Here is a 20,488-nt window from a genome sequence, read left to right on the forward strand (position 1 = left end):
GCCGACAGAAGGGGGGCGCCATGGTCGACAAGCCGCTCGACGAGCTGACGGCCGCGCTGCGCGCGCTGCTGCCCGCCGACTCGGTGATCACGGACCCGGTACGCCTGCGCACCTACGAGTGCGACGGCCTGACCTACCACCGAGCCACTCCGGGCGTCGTCGTACTGCCCGAGACGGCCGAGCAGATCGCCGGGGTGGTCCGCGCCTGCAACGACTTCGGGGTCCCGTTCGTGGCCCGCGGCTCCGGCACCGGCCTGTCCGGCGGGGCGCTCCCCCGCCAGGACGGCGTGCTGATCGTCACCTCCAAGATGCGCCGCGTCCTGGAGATCGACCTGCCCAACCGCCGGGCCGTCGTCGAGCCGGGCGTCACCAACCTGGCGATCACCGAGGCGGTCCGCGACCAGGGCTATTACTACGCCCCGACCCCTCCAGCCAGCAGGTCTGCTCGATCGGCGGCAACGTGGCGGAGAACTCCGGCGGCGCCCACTGCCTCAAATACGGCTTCACGGTCAACCACATCGAAGCCTGCGAGATCGTCACCCCCGACGGCGACCTGGTGACGCTCGACCGGATGGATCCCGGCTACGACCTGCTCGGGGCGTTCATCGGCTCGGAGGGCACCCTGGGCATCGCCACCAAGATCACGGTACGGCTGAGCCGCGCGCCGGAGGCCGTCACCACGGTGCTGGCCGCGTTCGAGAGCATCGAGCAGGGCGGGCGGGCGGTGTCGGCCATCGTCGGCGCCGGCATCGTGCCGGCGGCGATCGAGATGATGGACGCGCTGGCCATCGAGGCGGCCGAGGCGGCGGTGTCCTGCTCCTATCCCGAGGGCGCGGGCGCGGTGCTGATCGTGGAGCTCGACGGGCCGGAGCGGGAGGTCGCCCGGCAGTTCGCCCGGCTGCAGGAGATCTGCTCGGGGGCGTTCGAGCTGCGCACGGCCGACGACCCGGCCGAGCGGGCGGCGATCTGGAAGGGCCGCAAGTCGGCGTTCGCGGCCGTCGGCCGCATCAGCCCCGCCTACATCGTGCAGGACGGCGTGGTGCCCCGCACCTCGCTGCCGAAGGTGCTGGCCGCCATCGACCGGCTGTCGGAGGAGTACGGGATCAGGGTGGCCAACGTCTTCCACGCGGGCGACGGCAACCTGCACCCGCTGGTGCTGTTCGACGACGCGGAGCCGGGGGCGGGCGAACGGGCCGAGACGGTCTCGGGCGCCATCCTCGACCTGTGCATCGAGCACGGCGGGTCGATCACCGGTGAGCACGGGGTGGGCGTGGACAAGGCGAAGTACATGCCGAGGATGTTCTCCGCGGACGATCTCGACACCATGCAGCTCGTCCGCTGCGCCTTCGACCCGAAGGGCCTGTCGAACCCGGGCAAGGTGTTCCCCACGCCGCGGCTGTGCGGGGAGGTGCCGGGGGTGCGCAAGGGCGTCCATCCGCTGGTCGCCTCGGGGCAGGCGGAGCAGTTCTGATGGACGAGCTGGAGCGGACCGGCGTGACGGTCAGGGAGGCCGGGCCGGACGACGTCGTGGGCGGCGTGCGAGCGGGGGTGGTGGCCCTGCCCGAGTCGGTCGAGGAGATCTCGGCCGTGCTGCGCGCCTGCGCCGGGGCCGGCCTGGCGGTCGTGCCCGTGGGCGGCGGCACCAAGCTGCACTGGGGCCACCCGCCCGAGCGGTGTGACGTCCTGCTCGACCTGTGCTGCCTGAACGAGGTCGTCGAGCACGCCGCGGGCGACCTGGTGGTGAAGACCCAGGCCGGGGTGACGATGGACGCGCTGGCGGAAGCGCTCGCCGAGCAGGGGCAGGAGCTGGCGCTGGACGTGCCGTTCGCCGAGGGCGCCACGGTCGGCGGCACGCTGGCCGCCGCGACGGCCGGGCCGCGCGCCTTCCGCTACGGTACGGCCCGCGACCTGCTCATCGGCATCACCGTCGTGCTGCCGGACGGGACCGTGGCCAAGTCGGGCGGCCGGGTGGTCAAGAACGTCGCGGGCTACGACCTGGGCAAGCTGTTCACCGGCTCGTACGGCACCCTGGGCGTCATCGCCGAGGCCACGTTCCGGCTGCACCCGCTGCCCGCCGACCACCGCTATGTCGTGACCGAGCTCGCCCAGCGGCACGTTCAGGAGGTGACCGCGATGCTGGCCGCCTCCCAGGCCGAGCCGAGCGCGGTCGAGCTCGACTGGCCCGGCGGGGACGCGCCGATCACGCTGGCCGTGCTGGTCGAGGGCTCGGCCGCCGGGCAACGGGCCGAGGCGCTGCGCGAGGCGATCGGCGCGGGCGCCGTCACGGACGAGGCACCCGCCTGGTGGGGGCTGATCAGCGACGACGAGCTCCTGATCGAGCTGCGGTTCCCGCCCGCGCGGACGAGCGACGTCCTGGCGGAGGTACGCGACACCGGTCTCTCGCTCCGCGGCTCGCCCGTCGCGGGCCGGGTCTGGCTCCAGCCCACGGCCGAACCGCCTGCGGACTTCGGGGGTGTCGTGTCCGGCCTGCGGGAGCGCTTGACGCCGCTGGGCGGCCGGGTGACCGTGCTGGCCGCGCCGCACGAGGGCGTGGACCGCTGGGGGCCGGTGAGCGCGCTGCCGCTGATGCGGCGGGTCAAGGAGCGGTTCGACCCGGAGCGCCGGATGTCTCCCGGCCGGTTCATCGGCGGCATCTGAGTGAGCGGTAACCAGGAGGCATCTGGCATGACGTCCGGCGGCATCGACCCCAAGCTGATCAACGACTGCGTGCACTGCGGGTTCTGCCTGCCCACCTGCCCGACGTACACGCTGTGGGGCGAGGAGATGGACTCGCCGCGTGGCCGGATCCACCTGATGAAGCAGCACGTCGAGGGCACCCCGGTGACGCCGGAGATGGCCGGGCACTTCGACGCCTGCCTCGGCTGCATGGCGTGCGTCACCGCCTGCCCGTCGGGCGTCCAGTACGACCGGCTGATCGAGCAGACGCGGGCCGAGGTCGAGCGGGTCCACGTGCGCGAGCCGCGCGAGCGGGCAGTCAGGGAGATCGTGTTCAGCCTGTTCCCCTACCCGCGCCGGCTGCGGCTGCTGCGCCCCGGGATGGCGCTGGCCGAGCGGATGGCGCCGTTCCTGGAGCGGGTGCATCCCAGCCTCGGGGCGATGGCGGGGCTGGCACCCCGGGTCGGGCGCAGGCAGCGGATCCCGCGGCTGGTCCGGGCCAGAGGGCCGCGCCGGGCCGTGGTCGGCATGCTGACCGGGTGCGTGCAGGGCGAGTTCTTCCCCCAGGTCAACGCGGCCACCGCGCGGGTGCTCGCACTGGAGGGCTGCGACGTGATCATCCCGCCCGGCCAAGGCTGCTGCGGGGCGCTCAGCGTGCACTCGGGACGCGAGGAACAGGCCAGGCGGCTCGCGCGGCGCACGGTAAGGACCTTCACCAGGGCCGGCGTGGACACGGTCGTGGTCAACGCGGCCGGGTGCGGGTCGTCCATGAAGGAGTACGGCCAGCTGCTGGGCAGCGAGCCGGGGTTCCGCGTGCTGGACCTGTCGGAATTCCTCGTCGAGCTGGGACCGGTGGCGGACCGGCATCCCCTGCCCGTCACGGTGGCCTATCACGACGCCTGCCACCTGGCCCACGCGCAGGGGATCCGGGCCCAGCCGCGCGAGCTGCTGAAGGCGATCCCGGGGCTGGACCTGCGCGAGGTGCCGGAGTCGGCCATCTGCTGCGGCTCGGCGGGGACGTACAACATCTTCCAGCCCGAGGCGGCCCGCGACCTGGGCGACCGGAAGGCCAAGTCGGTGGCCTCGACGGGCGCGGAGCTGCTGGTGTCGGCGAATCCGGGCTGCACGATGCAGATCGCCGCCGCGATGCGGCGCGGTGGCGCGCGGATCAGGGTGGCGCACACGGCCGAGGTGCTGGACGCGTCGCTGCGCGGGGTGTCCCTTTGACCGGACGGGGGTTGGGCGGGTGAGCGTGCAGTCTGTCGAGCGGGCGCTCGACGTGCTGGAGGCGCTGGCCGAACACGGTGGCGAGGCGGGGCTGTCGGAGATCGCGGCCAAGACCGGGCTGCCGTTCGGGACGATCCACCGGCTGCTGCAGACGCTCCTGGCCCGCGGCTACGTACGCCAGGAGTCGGACCGGCGCTACGCGCTGGGCGGCGGGCTGGTGCGGCTGGGCGGCATCGCCGAGAGCATGGTCGGGGTGTGGGCGCGGCCGTACCTGTCGAAGCTGGTGTCGCTGTCGGGTGAGACGGCGAACCTGGCGGTGCTGGAGGGCGACTTCATCGTCTACGTGGCGCAGGTGCCGTCCCCGCGCAGGCTGCGCATGTTCGCGGAGGTCGGGCGGCGGGTGCTGCCGCACAGCACGGCCGTGGGCAAGGTGCTGCTGGCCGGGCGGCCGGCGGAGGAGGCGGTCGCGGTGTTCGTACGGACCGGCATGCCGCGCCGCACCCCCAACACGATCACCGACACCGAGGGCATGCTCACCGAGCTCGGCCTGGTCCGGGACCGCGGTTACGCCATGGACCTGGGCGAGGAGGAGCTCGGCGTGCACTGCCTGGCCGTGCCCGTGCACGACGGCAACCGGGTGGTGGCGGCCATGTCGGTCTCGGGCCCGGCGGAGCGGATCGACGCCCTCGACCGGGAGGAGCTGGCCGGGGCCATGCGGAAGCTCGCGCTGGACTTCGGCGCCGAGCTCAGCCCCGTGGCCGGCGCAGGCTGAAGAAACCGCCGCCGCCCGCGTGATGGATGACCGCGATGCGCCCATAGGGCGAATCGAACGGCGGCACGGGCACCTCCCCGCCGAGCTCGGTGACCTTCGCGGTGGCCGCGTCGAGGTCGGCCACGTCGAAGTAGACCATCCAGTGCGGCGGCACGCCCGCCCAGTGCTCGTCCATCTGGAGCCGGCCGCAGACGGGCTCGCCGCCCGCCTGGTAGACGGTGTAGTCGAGACCCCCTTCGACCCGCTGCAGTTCGTAGAGGAAGAGCGTGCCGTAGAACGCGTCGGCCGCCGCGCCGTCGGGGGCGTTTACCTCGGCCCAGCTCATCGCGCCCGGCTCGGCCAGCACGCCGGCGCCGATGAACGCGCCCGGCTGGTAGAGCGCGAACTTGGCGCCGGACGGGTCGGTGACCAGGGCGTAGCCCGCGACGGGGCCTTTAAGCGGTTCTGTCTGCCATGACCGCAGCGTGTCACAGGGCCCCGACATATTAGTCTGTTGCGCTATGGGCAACACGTCCGTTCAGTCGGTCGATCGGGCCATCGCCATCCTGGAGATCCTGGCGCGCGAGGGCGCGACGCGGGTGACGGACCTCGCCGTCCAGCTCGATGTGCACAAGTCCACGGCCTTCCGGCTGCTGGCCGCGCTGGAGCAGGGCGGGCTGGTGGAGCAGAGCGGTGACCGCGGCCGCTACCGCCTGGGATTCGGCGTCGTACGGCTGGCGGGCGCGGCCACCGCGCAGCTGGACATTTCGAAGGAGAGCCGCCCGGTGTGCCTGCGCCTGGCCGAGGCCGTCGGCGAGACCGTCAACATCGCGGTGCCCCAGGACGGCGACGCGGTGAACATCAGCCAGGTTCGCGGCCCCGCCGCGATCAGCGGGCACAACTGGGTGGGCCAGCGCACCCCCTCGCACGCCACCTCCAGCGGCAAGGTGCTGCTGGCGTTCGGGGCGCTGCGGCTGCCCGCCGAGCCGGCCCGTTACACGCCCTCGACGCTCACCGAGGCCGGGCGGCTGGGGCTGGCCGAGATCAGGGAGCGCGGCTGGGCCACCACGGTGGAGGAGCTGGAGGTGGGCCTGAACGCGGTGGCCGCGCCGATCAGGGGCAGTGACGGCTCGGTGGTGGCCGCGGTGAGCGTCTCGGGGCCGTCCTACCGGCTCACGCCCGAGCGACTGCCCGAAGTCGGGGCGCTCCTGGCCGAGGGCGCGAGGGAGATAAGCCAGCGCATCGGCTATTACCGTTGACGGCATGTGTAGAAGCATCAAGACCCTGCGCCCGCCGTACACCGAGGACGTGACGGAAGACGACGTACGGGCGGCGGCGCTCCAGTACGTACGCAAGATCTCCGGGTTCCGCGCACCCGCCGCGCACAACGCCGAGGCGTTCGACCGGGCGGTCGAGACGATCACCAAGGCGTCGGAGGAGTTGCTCGCGGCGCTACAGGTGCGCGGAGGGCGTTGACACGATCCCCTGGTGGGAGAAGTCTCCCCTGTAACCGCATCCATCTCGCCAGGGGGCACCCCGTGATCAGTGGGCTGTATCAGGGTACGGACGGAGACTCGCGCCTCGAACTCCGGGTGGACGTGGACGGGGCGCGGCCCACCGGGCGGGTGAGCGGGGACCTGTTCACCACGGCCGGCGCGACCACGTCCTACGCCGGCTCGTTCGTGGTGAACACGGCCGCGGCGGTGGCCGAGGGCGCGGGGACGAAGATCGCCGGGCGCGGGACCTTCTCGTTCGACACCCCGGCCAAGGACGTGACGGTCGCGATCAGCGGCACCGTGGGCACCGCCCAGGTCGCCGGTCAGACCTATCAGCTGACGTTCTCCGGCCGCCACTTCCGGACCGTGCTTCTGGAACAGGACTCGGTGGCGGGCACCGAACCGTTCGAGAAGTACCACACCGGGACCCTGCCCGGCCCGACCGGCTCGCCGGCGAGGGAGCTGAGCGTGGCCGCCGCCTACGACGAGGCGGGGATCCGCCTGACCGTCAACCCGCCCGGGGTGATCCCGGTCGACGGGTCGGGCGCGGACCTGGCGTGGGACGACGCCGAGCTGCATCACGCGATGACGCAGCAGTTCAGCGCGTTCGGGGACGTACCGGCCTGGCGGGTGTGGCTGCTGGTGGCCAGCAAGCACGTGGGCGGTTACCGGGGCATCATGTTCGACTACGACGACGCGCACCAGCGGCAGGGGTCCGCGGTCTTCTACGACGCGATCAAAGGCCGGACCCCGCAGGCGCAGCGCGCGCAGCTGCGCACGTACGTCCACGAGCTCGGCCACGCCTTCAACCTGCTGCACTCGTGGCAGAAGAACCTGGGCAACCCACCCCAGCCACTCGGCCCGAACGGCGGCTTCGGCGACCTGTCCTGGATGAACTATGTCCAGAACTACCAACCCGGCGGCGAGCAGGGCTACTGGGCCGCCTTCCCCTTCCAGTTCACCGACCCCGAGCTCGTCCACCTTCGCCATGGTTTCTACCGGGATGTGGCCATGGGCGCGAACGCCTTCGGCACCGGCGCCGCCGACATCGCGCCCTTCGAGCAGCCGGTCGTGGACCAGTCAGGGCTGCGGCTCGAACTGCGGGCCAAGGAGTCGTTCGGCTTCGGCGAGCCCGTCGTGGTGGAGCTGAAGCTGTCCACGGCCGGGGAGCCGCGCACCACGCACGGCCACCTCCACCCCGACACCGAGTTCACCCAGGTCACCATCACCCAGCCGACCGGCAGGACCGTGCTCTACCGGCCGATGATGCGGCACTGCGTCGACACCTCACCCGACATCCGGCTCGACTCGGGCAACCCGGCCATGTACCGGAGCGCCTACATCGGGCACGGCCGCGACGGGCACTACTTCCAGCAGCCCGGCGAGTACCAGGTGCGCGGCCAGTACATCGCCGCCGACGGATCCCGCATCGTCTCCCCCGCCTGCCTGATCAAGGTGCGCTACCCGGTCGGCGCGGACGACCACCGGGTGGCCGAGCTGATGCTCGGCGACGAGCAGGGCAAGCTGTTCTCGCTGCTCGGCTCCGACTCGCCGACGCTGAGCTCGGGCAACCGGGCGCTGGACGAGGTGATCGACAGGTACGGCGGCCACCCGCTGGCCGTCTACGCCCGGATGGTCAAGGGGCTCAACGCCGAGCGGGAGTTCAAGGCGATCACCGCCGCCAAGCAGGTACGGGTCCGGCCGCCGGACCTCAAGCAGGGCATCGAGCAGCTCACCGCGGTGGCCCGTGACGCCAGCGTCGACAACATCACCCTGAACATGGTGCTGCGCCGCCTGGCCAGGGCCGAAGCCCGGCAGGGCGACCTCGATCGGGCGAACGCGGTGATGGACAAGATGGTCGCGCTGTTCCAGGCGAAGGGCGTCAACCCCATCGTCATGGGACAGATCAGACGGCAGGCCGAGCTCACGAAGGCGGCCCTCAGCGCGGAAGCATGACCGGCTGGTCGCCCGAACAGCCGATCCGCACTTCGACGTCGGTGCCTTCGTCCTCGGCGGTGTCGAACTCGACCATGGCCTCCTGCCGGGGGCCCGGGTCGACGTCGTCGACGGAGTAGCCCTGGGCGGGGCTCCACGAGCGCAGTGTCACCCGGCCGCCCGCGCAGGAGGCGATCACGGTGCCGCCGGCCGTACGGATGACCTTGTCGCCACGCGGACCCGCTGACGTCTTCGGGGCGGCGGTCCCGGGCGCCCGCACAGTAGCGGTGGCGAGGGCGGCGCGGATCTCGCTTTGGCTCAGCACCCGCCCGGACGTGCCGGTGAACACTCCGCCGAGCAGCCCGAGCACCGCCACGGCCGCACCCGTCGCGGCGAGCGCGGTGGCGGCCCAGGCCAGTACGAGTCGCTTCACCACGCCAGTTTCCCCCCTCTCCGGATAAGGCCGGGTTAACGCCACGATAAGGCGGCCCTGCCCATGTCCTGGCACCCTCTACCGTTGCCATATATGGCTGACATCCTGCTCATCGAGGACGACGTGGCGATCCGCACGGCGCTGAGCCGCGGGCTGCGGGAGCTCGGCCATGCCGTCTCCTCCTCCCCCACGGCCCTGGACGGGTTGCGGCTGGCCGTCGAGGACCGGCCCGACCTGATCGTGCTCGATCTGGGGCTGCCCGACCTCGACGGCGTGGACCTGCTGCGCATGCTGCGGGCGGTGAGCCGGGTGCCGGTGATCGTCGCCACCGCCCGTGACGGGGATGCCGAGATGGTGCCGGTGCTCGACGCGGGTGCCGACGACTACGTGGTCAAGCCGTACAGCTCCGCGCAGCTCGACGCTCGGATCAGGGCCGTGCTGCGCCGCGCGGGCGAGTCCGCGCCCGAGCCGCTGGAGGTCGGCGCGCTGCGCGTCGACCCGCGTGCGCGGGTCGCCACGATCGGCGGCGAGCAGCTGGACCTGACGCCGCGCGAGTTCGACGTGCTGAGCTACCTCGCCGCCCGGCCCGGCGAGGTGGTCACCAAGCGGGAACTGCTGACCGAGGTGTGGCAGCTCCCGTACGGCGGGGCGGACAAGACCGTCGACGTGCACCTGTCGTGGCTGCGCAGGAAGCTGGGCGAGACCGCCGCGGAACCGCGTTACCTGCACACGGTGCGGGGCGTCGGGGTCAAGCTGGTCCAACCGTCATGAGGCGCTGGCTGGCGCTGCTGGTGGCCGCGACCACCTCGGTCGTGCTGATCGCGCTGCTGGTGCCGATGGCGCTGCTGATCCGCTCCGTGGCCGAGAACGGCGCCATGAACCGCGCCACCGCCGCCGCCGAGTCGGTCGCCGTCGCGGTCGGCACGCCCGACCTGGAGCTCGCGGTGGCGAAGGTCTCCCGCCCCGTGACGGTGTTCATGCCCGACGGGCGGACGCTCGGCCAGGCCGCGCCCCGCTCCGACGCGGTACGGCTGGCCATGACCGGCCGCAGCGTCACCGCCGAGGCCCCGGGCGGCAGGGAGGTGCTCGTCTCGGTGCGTTCGCCGGAAGGAACGGTGGTGATCAGGGCGTTCGCGGACGAGGCGGAACTGCTGCGCGGGGTCCGCGAGGCGTGGCTGGCGCTGCTGGTGCTCGGCCTGGCGCTGGTGGTACTGGGCATCGTCCTGGCCGACCGGCTGGCGCTCGCCGTCACCAGGCCGGTCGACGGGCTGGCCAAGGTCTCGCACCGGCTGGCGGGCGGCGACCTGGCCGCGCGGGCGGAGCCGGGCGGCCCGCCGGAGGTGCGCTCGGTGGCGCTCGCGCTGAACCACCTGGCCGGGCGGATCCACGACCTGCTGGCGGCCGAGCGGGAGTCGGTGGCAGACCTGTCACACCGGCTGCGCACCCCCCTGACCGGTCTCAGGCTGGACGTGGAGTCGATGCGCGACCCTGAGGAGGCGGAACGCGTCGGAGCCCGCGTGGATGACCTGGAGCGCGCTGTCAGCGCGGTCATCACCGACGCCCGCCGCCGCGCCGCCGACCTGGAGGAGTGCGACGCGACGGCGGTGGTACGGGAGCGGGTGCGGTTCTGGTCGGTGCTCGCGGAGGATCAGGGACGGGCCGTCGAGGTGGACCTGCCGTCCGGCCCGCTCCCTGTGGCAGTCCGCGCGGAGGATCTCGCCGCCTGCGTGGACGCGCTGCTCGGCAACGTGTTCGCGCACACTCCCGAGGGAGCCGCCCTGTCCGTACGGCTGGCCGCCCGCCCTCCCGGAGCCGTGCTGACCATCGCCGACGAGGGCCCCGGCTTCGATCAGGCGCTCCTGGAGCGCGGCAACAGCGGAGGCGGATCCACCGGGCTCGGTCTGGACATCGCGCGTCGTACGGCCGAGGACGCAAGCGGGCGACTGTCCGTCTCATCCCCGCCTGGGGGTGGGACGGTGGTGGAGGTGACGTTAACCGGGGCTTAGCGCGGCCTTACCGGAGATCGCGATTGCGTAGAGGCATGAACACTATTACCAAGTTCGTCGCAGCAGGTGCCGGTGCCGTCGTACTCGTCGCGGGTGGCGGCGCCGCCTACGCCACCGCCACATCCACGCTCACCGCTCCTAAGGTCACGGTCGAGCAGGCCATCGAGATCGCGCACAAGCAGGTTCCCGGCGCGTGGGTCAAGGAGGTCTCCTACGACGCTCGCGAGACCCGGCCGGACGTGTGGGAGGTGGAGGTGGTCAAGGGCGATGTGGAGCACGAACTCGACGTCGACGCGGCCACCGGGAAGGTCCTGAGCCAGGGCACCGACCGTACGGACGACGACGGCTGACACCGGCATCCGGGCGCGCCTGTTCGAATGGCGCGCCCGGATCGTCAGCAGGAGTCCAGGATGCCGGTCATCGCGTCCTTCTCACCGGTGGTCAGCCACAGGTCGTACTTCGCTTTCACGTCGATCTGCTTGGCGATGTAGGTGCAGCGGTAGGCCTTGCGCGGTGGCAGCCAGGTCGCGGCGTCGGAGTCGCTCTTCTGGCCGTTGAGCGGCCCGTCCACGGCCATCAGGTTCATCGGGTCGTTGGCGAACTCCTTGCGCTTGTCCGCCGTCCACTGCTGCGCGCCCTTCTGCCAGGCGTCCGACAGCGGGATCAGGTGGTCGATCTGCACGGCGGTGCTGGTGTCCTGGCCGCGCTTGAACGTGATGGTCTTGCCGCTGTAGGGGTCGTCCAGCACGCCGGTGAGGACGATGCAGTCGTGCGTGCCCGACTTGAACGTCTCGTCCTTCAGGTCGCGCTTCAGAATGTCGTTACGCGTGTCGCAGCCGTTGTGGTCGACGTCCGCCCAGGCCGGGCCGAACTTCTCGCGCTCGAAGCCGGTACGCGGCGCGCGTCCTTTGACGGCGAGCTTGGCCAGTTTCTTGCGGGCGTCCCCGACGTCGGCCGACGAAGCCTTGCCCGTGTCGGCTTTAGGTGTCTGCGCATCCAGTTGCCCGCATCCCGCGAGCAATCCCACTGTGGCCAAACCGGCCAAACCCACCCGAAGCCGCACGCTCCACCCCCAGACTCAAGTTTTCGTAAAGTCTAGGTAGAGCAATTACCCCTAAGCGCCTATTTATCCCTCAAGTGCGTCAAGCAACCATTCGGCGAGGTAAGAGGCGTAGGACGAACGCACGTAGATCCGGTAGCCGCCCTCCCCTTCCGGACCTTCCGGACCTTCCGGATCGGAGAACCGTTCGAGCAGGACGGCCGCCTTGCCCAGCAGCGTCTGGGCGTGCCCCGGGAACACCGCCGGATGCAGGTCGATCGGGCAGCCGGTGATCAGGACGTCCAGCGCGCCCGGCCCCGTGAGCTCCAGCACGGTCCGCTGCCCCGACACGTCCACCCTCCCGGGCCGCTCTTCGGCGCCACCCGACGCGTCCACCCTCCCGGGCCGCTCTTCGATGTCCCCTGTCACGAGCCACCAGTCTGGTCCCAGCCGCAGCCCCACGCCCGGATCGGTGCCGCGAACCTCCCACATCCGTACGAAGGGCACCTCGCGCAGGCGTACCCGCTCGGAACCGGCGGCCTCGAAGCGGTCGGTGAAGGCCGCCGCCGGGCTCTCCTTGCGGCAGTCCGCCACTCGCCCGGCGACCGCCCGCGCAGCCGGATCACCGTCGCGCCGGGTGTTGCCGGGATCGTAGAAGACCGGCTCGACCACCGTCACGGGCACGGCCGCCTCTCCCGACACCGCCGACAGCCGGTCGCCGACGGCCACGTCACGGACCATGGCGAGGCTGAAGCTCCGCCCGAGCGCCGCGCTCAGGTAGCTGGACGTCACATGCCCCAGCATCGGCCCAGTCTGGCCCACGAGCTGGGCGCCCTCCGCCACGAACGCGGCCGGATCATCGCTGAGCAGCCCCACCAGCCGCTTGCGCCCGTCGCGGGCGGTGTCGGGCCGCGCGTGCGAGCGCTTGCCCACGAAGTCGGGCTTGCGCTTCGACACCAGCCACGACATGCCGAGGTCCTGCGGGGTGACCGTGCCGTCGGTCTCCTGGCCGACGATGGCGAACCCCTTCTCGGCCCGCAGCACGTGCATGGTCTCGGTCCCGTACGGCACCGCGCCCAGGTCCAGCACGCTCTCCCAGAGCGACCTGCCGTACCACCAGGGCACGTTGACCTCGTAGGCCAGCTCGCCGGAGAAGCTGATCCTGAACACCCGCCCGTCGACGCCCAGCACGCTCGTGGCCGCGTACGTCATGAACGCCAGCTCCTCGGCCCCCGGCGCGATCAGTCCGATGATCTCCCGCGCCTTGGGTCCCACCACCGCGACCGTTGCCCAGTGGTCCGTCACGGACGTGAACGACACCTCGAGCCCCGGCCACTCGGTCTGCCGCCACTCCTCCAGCCAGTCGAGCACGGCCGCCGCGTTGCCGGTGGTCGTGGTCATCAGATAGTGGTCATCGGCCAGCCGCGTGGTCGTGCCGTCGTCGAACACCATCCCGTCGGCGGTGCACATCACCCCATAGCGGCACGAGCCAACGCGCAGCGTGGAGTACATGTTCGTGTAGATCCGGTCGAGGAACTCCCCCGCGTCGGCGCCCCTGACGTCGATCTTCCCGAGTGTGGAGGCGTCCATGGCGGCGATACCCGTACGGGCCGCCCGGCACTCGCGCAGCACCGCCTGCTCCATCGTCTCGCCGTCGAGCGGGAAGTAGCGGGGCCGCTTCCACTGCCCGACGTCCTCGAACACCGCGCCGCGCGCGACGTGCGAGGCGTGTGGCGCGGTCGTCCTGATCGGGTCGGAGAGCGCGCCCCGGTCACGTCCGGCGAGCGTGGCGAAGGACACAGGTGTGTACGGCGGGCGGAAGGTGGTCGTACCCACCTGTCCGAGAGCGGCACCGAGCAGCGCGGACATCACCCCCGCTACCAGAGCGCCCGACGTCTTGCCCTGGTCGGCGCCGGTTCCGGCGGTGGTGTAGCGCTTGACGTGCTCCACGGACCGCATGCCGGTCCCCGCGGCCCGGGCGAGATCGGCCACGGTGACATCTCGCTGCAGATCGGCGAAGGCGTCGGTCGACTGCGGGTCCACCGCCCAGAGCGCCGCCGGGGGCCGCAGGGGGAGCTCGTCGGTCTCCGGTACGCGGAAGCCGCCTCCCTGCCTCTTGCCCGTCGGCCGGGCCGCCTGGCAGCCCGCCGCGTAGCCGTCCTGGATGGCCTCAGCGGTGCCGTAGCGGCCCCGGCAGGCACCGGCGGAGCGTTCGGCCTGGGCGGAGACGCCCGGCACGAACGCCTGCGCCTCCTCGTCGAACACGGTCCGGCCCTGCGACTGGCTGAACAAGTGGACGACCGGGTTCCAGCCGCCGGCGACAGCCAGCAGGTCGGCCTCGAAGCGCCGGTCGCCGACCAGGACCTCGGTGAGCAACCCGTCGGCATCCGCCACGGTCCCCGTGACGACCTGCCCGGCGAGCGCTTCGGCACCGGCTTGTGGGCGCGGGTCGATGATGGCGGCGATCTCGACCCCGGCCGCCCGCAGGTCGCGGGCCGCCTCGTAACCCGAGTCCGTACAGGCGAAGACGACCACCCGGCGGCCGGGCCGTACGCCATACCGGTTGACGTAGGTACGGGCGGCCGAGGCGAGCATCACGCCGGGCCGGTCGTTGCCGGGGAAGGCGATCGAGCGCTCCTGCGCGCCGGTCGCCAGGACGACCTGGGCAGCGCGCAGATGCCACAGCCGCTCACCCCGGGGGCGGCGCTCGACGGCCACCACGTAGTTGTGGTCGTAGTAGCCGATCGCCGTGGTCCTGGTGAGCACCCGGACGTCGGGCATGGACGCCAGCCGGGCCCGTACCAGGGCCACCCAGTCGAGCGCGCGGGCGCCGTCCAGGCGAACCCGGCTGTTGAGCAGGTCGCCGCCAAGCCGGGGCTGGTCGTCGACGAGGATCACCCGGGCGCCCGCCACCCCGGCGCTGAGCGCGGCGGCCAGCCCGGCGGGGCCGCCGCCGACCACCAGGACGTCACAGTGCAGGTAGCCCTTGTCGCGGCGGCGATCATCGGTCGCGTGCGGGTCCACCCGGCCCTTGCCGCGCAGGCTCCACGCCGCCAGTCCCTCGTACAACTCCACGGTAGTGGCCGCCAGCATCGGGTCGGCACCCACGCGGACCAGGGCGTTCGGCTCCTCGGGGCCGGCGGAGAAGACGCCGCGCGGGCGGCCCAGCTCGACGCTGTGGCCGACCACGCGCACGCCGTTGGCCAGCAGCGCGGAGGCGAGCGTGTCGCCGGGATGCCCCTCCATGCGGCGACCGTCGAAGCTGAACGACAGCACGACGGAGCGGTCCACCAGACCGCCCCTGTCCAGACGGTTCATGGGGCCTTCCAGAATTCGTGGGTGACGGTGTGCCGCCGGAGCGTGAACCAGGTCCGGCAGCCGTGGACGTGGAACCAGCGCTCGTCGAACCAGCCCTTGGGGTTGTCCCGCAGGAACACGTACTCGGCCCACTCCGCGTCCGTGACGGTGGCGGGCGTCTCGGGGTAGGCGATGCCGGCTTGCCCGCCGTAGCGGAACTCGTTCTCGTCGCGGGGCCCGCAGTGGGGGCAGTCGATGAGCAGCATCAGTGCGCCACCGCCGCCGCGCCGTGCTCGTCGATGAGCGCCCCGGTGGTGAACCGCTCCAGCGCGAACGGCTCGGCGAGCGGATGCGGCTCACCGTGCGCGATCGTGTGCGCGTACACCCACCCGGAGCCCGGCGTGGCCTTGAAGCCGCCGGTGCCCCAGCCCGCGTTGACGAACAGCCCGTCCACCGGGGTACGCCCGATGATCGGCGAGGCGTCGGGCGAGACGTCCACGATGCCGGCCCAGGTTCGCAGCACCCGCACCCGGCTGAAGATCGGAAACAGCTCCAAGGCCGCCGCCATCTGCGCCTCGATGACGTGGAAGGCGCCCCGCTGACCGTAAGAGTTGTAGGAGTCGATACCCGCGCCCATGACCAGCTCGCCTTTGTGCGCCTGGCTCACGTAGACGTGCACGGCGTTCGACATCACCACGCAGTCGAGCACCGGTTCCAGCAGCTCCGACACCAGCGCCTGCAGGGGATGCGACTGGAGCGGCAGCCGGATCCCGGCCTCGGCCGCGAGCACCGAGGTGTGCCCGGCGGACGCGAGCGCGATCTTCCCGGCCGCGATCCGCCCCCGGGAGGTCTGTACGGCCACCGCCCGGTTCCCGGTGATCTCGAAGCCGGTGACCTCACAGCCCTGGATCAGGTCGATGCCATAGGCGTCGGCCTTGCGGGCCAGGGCCCAGGCGACGTGGTCGTGCTTGGCGATGCCGCCCCGCCGTTGCAGCGTGGCGCCCATGACGGGGTAGCGGGCGCGCTCGGAGACGTTGATGACCGGGCAGAATTTCTTGACCTCGTCGGCGTCCAGCCACTCGGCGTCGACGCCGTTGAGCCGGTTGGCGTTGACCCGCCGCCTGCCCTCACGCACGTCGCCCAGGTTGTGCGCCAGGTTGAGCACGCCGCGCTGGCTGAACTGCAGGTCGTAGTCCAGCTCCTGGCTGAGGCCCTCCCACAGCTTGAGCGAGTGCTCGTAGATGGCGGCGCTCTCGTCCCACAGGTAGTTGGAGCGGATGATCGTGGTGTTGCGCGCCATGTTGCCGCCGGCCAGCCAGCCCTTCTCCAGTACGGCGACGTTCGTGATCCCGTGGTTCTTGGCCAGGTAGTAGGCGGTGGCCAGGCCGTGCCCGCCGCCGCCGACGATGACCACGTCATAGGCGGGCCCGGGGTCGGGGTTGCGCCAGAGAAAGTCCGGGTGGGTCACCTTCTGATCTTCTCCATCTTGGGGTCGAACAGGGGCTCGGTGGCGACTTCGGCCGGGACTCGCCGCCCGAAATACGAAATATCGACATGCGTCCCGGGGGTGGTCAGCTCGATCGGCAGCCAGGCGTACGCGATCGGCCGCTGGATCGTGTGCCCGTAGGCGGCGCTCGTCACGTAACCGACCGTGCGGCCCGCGTGCCGTACCGGCTCCTTGCCCATCACGACCTCCGCGCTGAGCAGCGGGACCAGCTTGCGGGTGAGCTCGGTGGACAGCGCGTCCCGGCCGAGGAAGTCCTTGCCGTCCTTGACGGCGAAGGCCAGCCCCGCCTCGTACGGGCTGTGCTCCGGGGTCATGTCGACGCCCCAGAGCCGATAGCCCTTCTCCAGCCGGAGGCTGTTGAACGCGGCCCGGCCCCCGGCGATCGGCAGGCCCGTCGCCCAGAGTGTGTCCCAGAGCTTGAGGCCCAGGTCGGCGCTGGTGTAGAGCTCCCAGCCGAGCTCGCCGACGTAGGAGACGCGCATCGCGGTCACCGGGACGTGCCCGACATATCCGGTCTTGAGGCTGAAGTAGCGGAAGCCCTCATGGGACAGGTCCATGTCCGTGAGGGGCTGAAGGAGCTCCCTGGCCTGCGGCCCCCACACGCCGACGCAGCAGGTGCCGGGCGTGATGTCCCGGACGTACACGCCGCCGGGGGCGTGGCGGGTCAGCCAGTCGAGGTCGAGGTTGCCGTTGGCGCCGATCTGGAACCGGTCCTCCGCCAGCCGCGCCACCGTGAGATCGGAGCGCACACCGCCGCTCGCGTCGAGGAGCAGCGAGTAGGTGACCGAGCCGGGCTTCTTGTCGACGTTGTTCGTGGTCAGGTACTGCAGGAACGCCACCGAGCCAGGGCCGCCGACCTCGATCCGCTTGAGCGAGGTCATGTCATAGAGCGCGACGTTCTCCCGGGTCGCGTGCGACTCCGCGGCGGCGACCGGCGACCAGTAGCGGCTGGCCCACTGGTCCCGCTGGGCCACGCCGAGCAGTCGCTCGACCGCCATGCCGCGCGCCTCTTCGGGCAACTCGGCTTCTGGCTGCTCGGCTTCTGGCTGCTCGGCCGCCTGGCTGTGGTGCCGCAGCACCAGGTCCTCCAGCAGCGGCAGATTCGCCTCGAACCAGTGCGGACGCTCCCAACCGGCCGCCTCCAGGAAGTAGCCGCCCAGCTCGAGCTGCCTGACATAGAACGGGCTGGTCCGCATCGGCCGCGGCGACTCCATCGGCTGGAGCGGGTGGATGACGTCGTAGACCTCGACGAAGTTCTGCTTACCGCGCTCTTCGACGAACGCGGGCGACAGCTGCACCGGCTCGAACCGGCTCAGCTCGCATTCATGCAGGTCGAAGCTGGACCGCCCGTCGACGAGCAGCTCGGCCACCGCCCTGGCCACGCCCGCCGAGTGGGTGACCCAGACGGCCTCGGCCAGCCAGAACCCGTCGAGGTGCGGCGCCTCGCCGATCAGCGGGAACCCGTCGGGGGTGAAGGAGAAGATCCCGTTGATGCCGTCCTCGTACGTGGACTCCTTGAGCGCCGGCAGCAGCTCGACCGCGTCCCGCCACGCGGGATCGAAGTCCTCCTCGGTGAACGCCTGCACCGAGGGCATCACCGTGCCCTTGGGCCCGATCTCGTCCTGCCGGACCGGCATCGGCCGGTGCGCGTAGGAGCCGATCCCGATGCGGTCGCCGTGGCCGCGGAAGTACAGGTCGCGATCCTGGTGCCGCAGGATGGGCCCGTCCGGCACGCCCGGCGTCCGCGCCTTGGCGTACTGGTGGGCCAGCGGCAGCAGCGGCACGGTCAGCCCCGCCAGCCGCCCGATCGCCGGCCCCCAGAACCCGGCGGCGCACACGACCACCTCGGCGGCCAGCACCCGATACTCGACCTCGCGCGACTCCGGCCGCCGGACCTCGACGGCGACGCCGGTCACCCGGCCGCCCCCCTGCTCGACGCCCACGACCGTGTGGTGCGGAAGGAACCTGGCGCCCCGCTCGACCGCCCGCCGCGCCTGCGCCTCACCGCAGCTCACGGCCGCGGCCAGCCCATCGGTGGGGACGTGGAAGCCGCCCAGCACCTTGCCCCTGTCGAGCAGCGGCCAGAGCTCCACGCACTGGTCGGCGTCGATCAGCCGCCCCTCGACGCCCCAGGACTCGGCCCATCCCTGCTTGCGGTGCAGGTCCGTCCACCGCTCCTCGGTGGTGGCCACTTCCAGGCCGCCGACCTGGTCGAAGCAGGCCCGCCCGGCGAGGGCCAGTTCGCTGTACTTGCGCACGGTATAGGAGGCGAACTCGGTCATGGTCTTGGATGGGTTCGTCTGGAACACGAGTCCGGGAGCATGCGAGCTCGACCCGCCGGCGGCGAACAAGGGCCCCTGATCGACGACGGTGACATCGGTCCACCCCCGCCCGGTGAGCTCGTCGGCCAGGGCACAGCCCACGATGCCGGCTCCAATGATCACCAAACGAGGCCGGCTCACCATGCGCCCTCCGGTTGTTCCCTAATACGCAACAAGCACCGGACTACGCAACGAACATAGAGCCCGCCGCAGCCCCGGACAAGGCCCCGGCAAGGTCACATGTCGCCCGGGGAGGGGCATACCGAATCGCCACCGGCTCTCAGCCGGACCACGGACGAGGCCCAGAACGCGCACGTCACGGCGCCCAGCGCGCTCCACCGGAGGAGCGTGTCCCTGGACAGGCCCCGGCCCTGTGCGGGGGTGGGGCCCACCGTGCTCTGCCGTAAAAAAAGAGGATCCCGCCTGAAAAGGCGGGACCCCTCACGATGGGAGAGCCGGGCGGCTACGAACGCCCGTACGAGTCCTCAAGGCGCTCAATGTCGTCCTCGTCGAAGTGACCGAAGGCGATCTCGAGGATCCGCGTCGCGGGCCCGGACGAGCTGAGCCGGTGCGTCTGGCCCTGCTGGATCAGCACCCGATCCCCCACAGCGGGCTCGATGCGCTTCCCGTCCACCTCGAACACGCACCCCGGGTCGAGCGCCACCCACAGCTCGGAGCGGTGCTCATGACGCTGCAGGCTCAGCCGCTGCCCCGGCGAGACCTCGATGATCTTAACGGTGGACACCTCGTTGAGGGTGAACCGCTCGAACCCACCCCACGGCCGCTCATCACGGATAACAGCCGCCAGCCTGTCGATGTCCTGCATCGCCCCTCCATGGAAAAGTCACGCCATAAACCCGCGCTCAAACTACCAGGCGTCCCCTGATCAGGCGGTACGCGGTCCGGCGCCGCAGCCAGACGACGCACAGCCCAGAGACGCACGACCGACCCACTCGCAGCCAGACGACGCACAAGCCCGGCGATACGCAACCGGCCGGCTCGCGGCCAGACGAGTTGGTCAGGTGATGAGGATGCCGCCGTCGACGGGCAGGACGACGCCCGTGATGTACGACGACGCGTCACTCGCCAGGAAGACCGCCGCAGCCACCAGCTCCGCCGCCTCCCCCACCCGGCCCATGACCACCCGCTGCGCGACCATCCGCTCCATGTACTCGGGCTTGAACTGCACCGTCATCTCCGAGGCGAAGAACCCGGGCTCCAGGCAGTTGACCCGGATCCCCCGCCGCCCCGTCCATTGCTGCGCCAGGTCGCGGGTCAGCCCGATCACCGCCGCCTTCGACGCGCTGTAGGCGGCCTGCGGCAGCCCGGCCGTCGTCTCCGCCAGGATGCTGCCGATGTTGACGATCGACGAGCCGGGCCGCATCACCCGTGCGCACGCCTGCGCCATCCAGTACGTGCCGTGCAGGTTGATGTCGACCACCTGCCGGAACTCCTCCGGCGTCTCCCGCAGCGCCGGCACGGCGGTGCCGACCCCGGCGTTGTTGATCAGCACGTCGACCGCGCCCATGGTCTCCACGGCCGCGTCGACCAGCGCCTGGCAGTCCTCGACCTTGGCCACGTCGGTCCGCACGGCCAGGCACCGGCGGCCGGTCTCCTCGACCAGCCGCCGCGTCTCGTCCAGCCGATCCTGCCGCCGGGCCCCGATCACGATGTCGGCCCCGGCCTCGGCCAGCCCGCGGGCGAAGGCCACGCCCAGCCCCGACGACGCGCCGGTGACGATGGCGACCTTCCCGTCAAGGCTGAAGTGTTGCAGCATCCTGGAGACCGTATTCCTTGTCG

18 protein-coding genes and 1 pseudogene are annotated in these 20,488 nt (G+C 71.5%); 10 read left to right on the top strand and 9 right to left on the bottom strand.

Annotated elements, in window-relative coordinates; translation table 11 throughout:
* The first annotated feature begins 20 nt into the window (after positions 1-20).
* From AB0B64_RS03540 to AB0B64_RS03555, 4 genes and pseudogenes are all read left to right on the top strand, one after another.
* Positions 21-1,471 (top strand): annotated as a pseudogene (locus AB0B64_RS03540) (FAD-linked oxidase C-terminal domain-containing protein).
* Positions 1,471-2,658 carry an FAD-binding oxidoreductase gene (locus AB0B64_RS03545; protein WP_358174348.1) on the top strand — a complete coding sequence of 396 codons (1,188 nt, stop codon included), beginning with the start codon at positions 1,471-1,473 and terminating at the stop codon, positions 2,656-2,658. Before AB0B64_RS03540 ends, AB0B64_RS03545 begins: the two are co-directional and overlap by 1 nt.
* 27 nt (positions 2,659-2,685) lie before the next feature.
* A complete protein-coding gene (locus AB0B64_RS03550) occupies positions 2,686-3,903 on the top strand; it encodes a heterodisulfide reductase-related iron-sulfur binding cluster (RefSeq protein ID WP_358174350.1) in 1,218 nt (405 codons plus the stop codon).
* A gap of 19 nt (positions 3,904-3,922) precedes the next feature.
* On the top strand, positions 3,923-4,675 hold the full coding sequence (locus AB0B64_RS03555) for an IclR family transcriptional regulator (protein ID WP_358174353.1): 753 nt from the start codon (positions 3,923-3,925) through the stop codon (positions 4,673-4,675).
* Here the strand turns inward: AB0B64_RS03555 and AB0B64_RS03560 are convergent.
* Positions 4,650-5,159 carry a VOC family protein gene (locus AB0B64_RS03560; protein WP_358174356.1) on the bottom strand — a complete coding sequence of 170 codons (510 nt, stop codon included), beginning with the start codon at positions 5,157-5,159 and terminating at the stop codon, positions 4,650-4,652. The genes AB0B64_RS03555 and AB0B64_RS03560 overlap by 26 nt on opposite strands.
* Positions 5,160-5,175: 16 nt before the next feature.
* Between AB0B64_RS03560 and AB0B64_RS03565 the strand changes: the two genes are divergently transcribed.
* The 3 genes from AB0B64_RS03565 (at position 5,176) to AB0B64_RS03575 (ending at position 8,106) form a co-directional block, all read left to right on the top strand.
* Positions 5,176-5,913 (top strand): IclR family transcriptional regulator, encoded by a 738-nt coding sequence (locus AB0B64_RS03565; protein WP_358174359.1) that lies wholly within the window; start codon positions 5,176-5,178, stop codon positions 5,911-5,913.
* Between the two features lie 4 nt (positions 5,914-5,917).
* Complete coding sequence (locus tag AB0B64_RS03570; RefSeq protein WP_225290696.1) at positions 5,918-6,130, top strand: DUF2277 domain-containing protein; 213 nt, start codon at positions 5,918-5,920, stop codon at positions 6,128-6,130.
* Positions 6,131-6,192: 62 nt separating this feature from the next.
* A complete protein-coding gene (locus tag AB0B64_RS03575; RefSeq protein ID WP_358174362.1) occupies positions 6,193-8,106 on the top strand; it encodes a hypothetical protein in 1,914 nt (637 codons plus the stop codon).
* Here AB0B64_RS03575 and AB0B64_RS03580 read toward each other — a convergent pair.
* A complete protein-coding gene (locus AB0B64_RS03580) occupies positions 8,090-8,518 on the bottom strand; it encodes a hypothetical protein (protein WP_357947108.1) in 429 nt (142 codons plus the stop codon). The genes AB0B64_RS03575 and AB0B64_RS03580 overlap by 17 nt on opposite strands.
* Positions 8,519-8,611: 93 nt before the next feature.
* Between AB0B64_RS03580 and AB0B64_RS03585 the strand changes: the two genes are divergently transcribed.
* From AB0B64_RS03585 to AB0B64_RS03595, 3 genes are read left to right on the top strand one after another with little or no spacing between them, the layout of a single operon-like run.
* Entirely contained in the window at positions 8,612-9,289 is a 678-nt protein-coding gene (locus AB0B64_RS03585; RefSeq protein ID WP_357947106.1) for a response regulator transcription factor, read from the top strand.
* Positions 9,286-10,524 (top strand): HAMP domain-containing sensor histidine kinase, encoded by a 1,239-nt coding sequence (locus AB0B64_RS03590; protein WP_357947103.1) that lies wholly within the window; start codon positions 9,286-9,288, stop codon positions 10,522-10,524. Before AB0B64_RS03585 ends, AB0B64_RS03590 begins: the two co-directional genes overlap by 4 nt.
* 35 nt (positions 10,525-10,559) lie before the next feature.
* Positions 10,560-10,874, top strand: coding sequence for a PepSY domain-containing protein (locus AB0B64_RS03595; protein WP_357947100.1), 315 nt, complete (start codon positions 10,560-10,562; stop codon positions 10,872-10,874).
* A 44-nt stretch (positions 10,875-10,918) separates the two neighbouring features.
* On the opposite strand, the gene AB0B64_RS03600 is transcribed toward AB0B64_RS03595, so the two are convergent.
* From AB0B64_RS03600 to AB0B64_RS03630, 7 genes are all read right to left on the bottom strand, one after another.
* Entirely contained in the window at positions 10,919-11,587 is a 669-nt protein-coding gene (locus AB0B64_RS03600) for an HNH endonuclease family protein (RefSeq protein ID WP_357947097.1), read from the bottom strand.
* Positions 11,588-11,650: 63 nt separating this feature from the next.
* The gene (locus AB0B64_RS03605) at positions 11,651-14,881 is read right to left on the bottom strand and encodes a 2Fe-2S iron-sulfur cluster-binding protein (RefSeq protein ID WP_358174365.1); all 3,231 of its coding nucleotides are present in this window, start codon (positions 14,879-14,881) and stop codon (positions 11,651-11,653) included.
* Positions 14,878-15,126 (bottom strand): sarcosine oxidase subunit delta, encoded by a 249-nt coding sequence (locus AB0B64_RS03610; RefSeq protein ID WP_357947092.1) that lies wholly within the window; start codon positions 15,124-15,126, stop codon positions 14,878-14,880. The genes AB0B64_RS03605 and AB0B64_RS03610 overlap by 4 nt, the downstream gene beginning before the upstream one ends.
* Entirely contained in the window at positions 15,126-16,328 is a 1,203-nt protein-coding gene (locus AB0B64_RS03615; protein WP_357947089.1) for a sarcosine oxidase subunit beta family protein, read from the bottom strand. Before AB0B64_RS03615 ends, AB0B64_RS03610 begins: the two co-directional genes overlap by 1 nt.
* Positions 16,325-18,832 carry an FAD-dependent oxidoreductase gene (locus AB0B64_RS03620; RefSeq protein ID WP_358174368.1) on the bottom strand — a complete coding sequence of 836 codons (2,508 nt, stop codon included), beginning with the start codon at positions 18,830-18,832 and terminating at the stop codon, positions 16,325-16,327. Before AB0B64_RS03620 ends, AB0B64_RS03615 begins: the two co-directional genes overlap by 4 nt.
* Before the next feature lie 319 nt (positions 18,833-19,151).
* On the bottom strand, positions 19,152-19,514 hold the full coding sequence (locus AB0B64_RS03625) for a phosphomannose isomerase type II C-terminal cupin domain (RefSeq protein WP_214638474.1): 363 nt from the start codon (positions 19,512-19,514) through the stop codon (positions 19,152-19,154).
* A gap of 192 nt (positions 19,515-19,706) precedes the next feature.
* Positions 19,707-20,465 carry a glucose 1-dehydrogenase gene (locus AB0B64_RS03630; RefSeq protein WP_358174371.1) on the bottom strand — a complete coding sequence of 253 codons (759 nt, stop codon included), beginning with the start codon at positions 20,463-20,465 and terminating at the stop codon, positions 19,707-19,709.
* Positions 20,466-20,488 lie beyond the last annotated feature (23 nt).

It is taken from the genome of Nonomuraea sp. NPDC049129, from assembly GCF_040648495.1.
GTDB lineage: Bacteria > Actinomycetota > Actinomycetes > Streptosporangiales > Streptosporangiaceae > Nonomuraea.

What these genes read in the sequence shown, in the direction of transcription:
- AB0B64_RS03585 (WP_357947106.1), top strand. Translation starts at nt 8,612, where the DNA reads ATGGCTGACATCCTGCTCATCGAGGACGACGTGGCGATCCGCACGGCG.
- AB0B64_RS03630 (WP_358174371.1), bottom strand. Translation starts at nt 20,465, where the DNA reads ATGCTGCAACACTTCAGCCTTGACGGGAAGGTCGCCATCGTCACCGGC.
- AB0B64_RS03610 (WP_357947092.1), bottom strand. Translation starts at nt 15,126, where the DNA reads ATGCTGCTCATCGACTGCCCCCACTGCGGGCCCCGCGACGAGAACGAG.
- AB0B64_RS03570 (WP_225290696.1), top strand. Translation starts at nt 5,918, where the DNA reads ATGTGTAGAAGCATCAAGACCCTGCGCCCGCCGTACACCGAGGACGTG.
- AB0B64_RS03550 (WP_358174350.1), top strand. Translation starts at nt 2,686, where the DNA reads ATGACGTCCGGCGGCATCGACCCCAAGCTGATCAACGACTGCGTGCAC.
- AB0B64_RS03590 (WP_357947103.1), top strand. Translation starts at nt 9,286, where the DNA reads ATGAGGCGCTGGCTGGCGCTGCTGGTGGCCGCGACCACCTCGGTCGTG.
- AB0B64_RS03565 (WP_358174359.1), top strand. Translation starts at nt 5,176, where the DNA reads ATGGGCAACACGTCCGTTCAGTCGGTCGATCGGGCCATCGCCATCCTG.
- AB0B64_RS03625 (WP_214638474.1), bottom strand. Translation starts at nt 19,514, where the DNA reads ATGCAGGACATCGACAGGCTGGCGGCTGTTATCCGTGATGAGCGGCCG.
- AB0B64_RS03560 (WP_358174356.1), bottom strand. Translation starts at nt 5,159, where the DNA reads ATGTCGGGGCCCTGTGACACGCTGCGGTCATGGCAGACAGAACCGCTT.
- AB0B64_RS03545 (WP_358174348.1), top strand. Translation starts at nt 1,471, where the DNA reads ATGGACGAGCTGGAGCGGACCGGCGTGACGGTCAGGGAGGCCGGGCCG.
- AB0B64_RS03595 (WP_357947100.1), top strand. Translation starts at nt 10,560, where the DNA reads ATGAACACTATTACCAAGTTCGTCGCAGCAGGTGCCGGTGCCGTCGTA.
- AB0B64_RS03605 (WP_358174365.1), bottom strand. Translation starts at nt 14,881, where the DNA reads ATGAACCGTCTGGACAGGGGCGGTCTGGTGGACCGCTCCGTCGTGCTG.
- AB0B64_RS03620 (WP_358174368.1), bottom strand. Translation starts at nt 18,832, where the DNA reads ATGGTGAGCCGGCCTCGTTTGGTGATCATTGGAGCCGGCATCGTGGGC.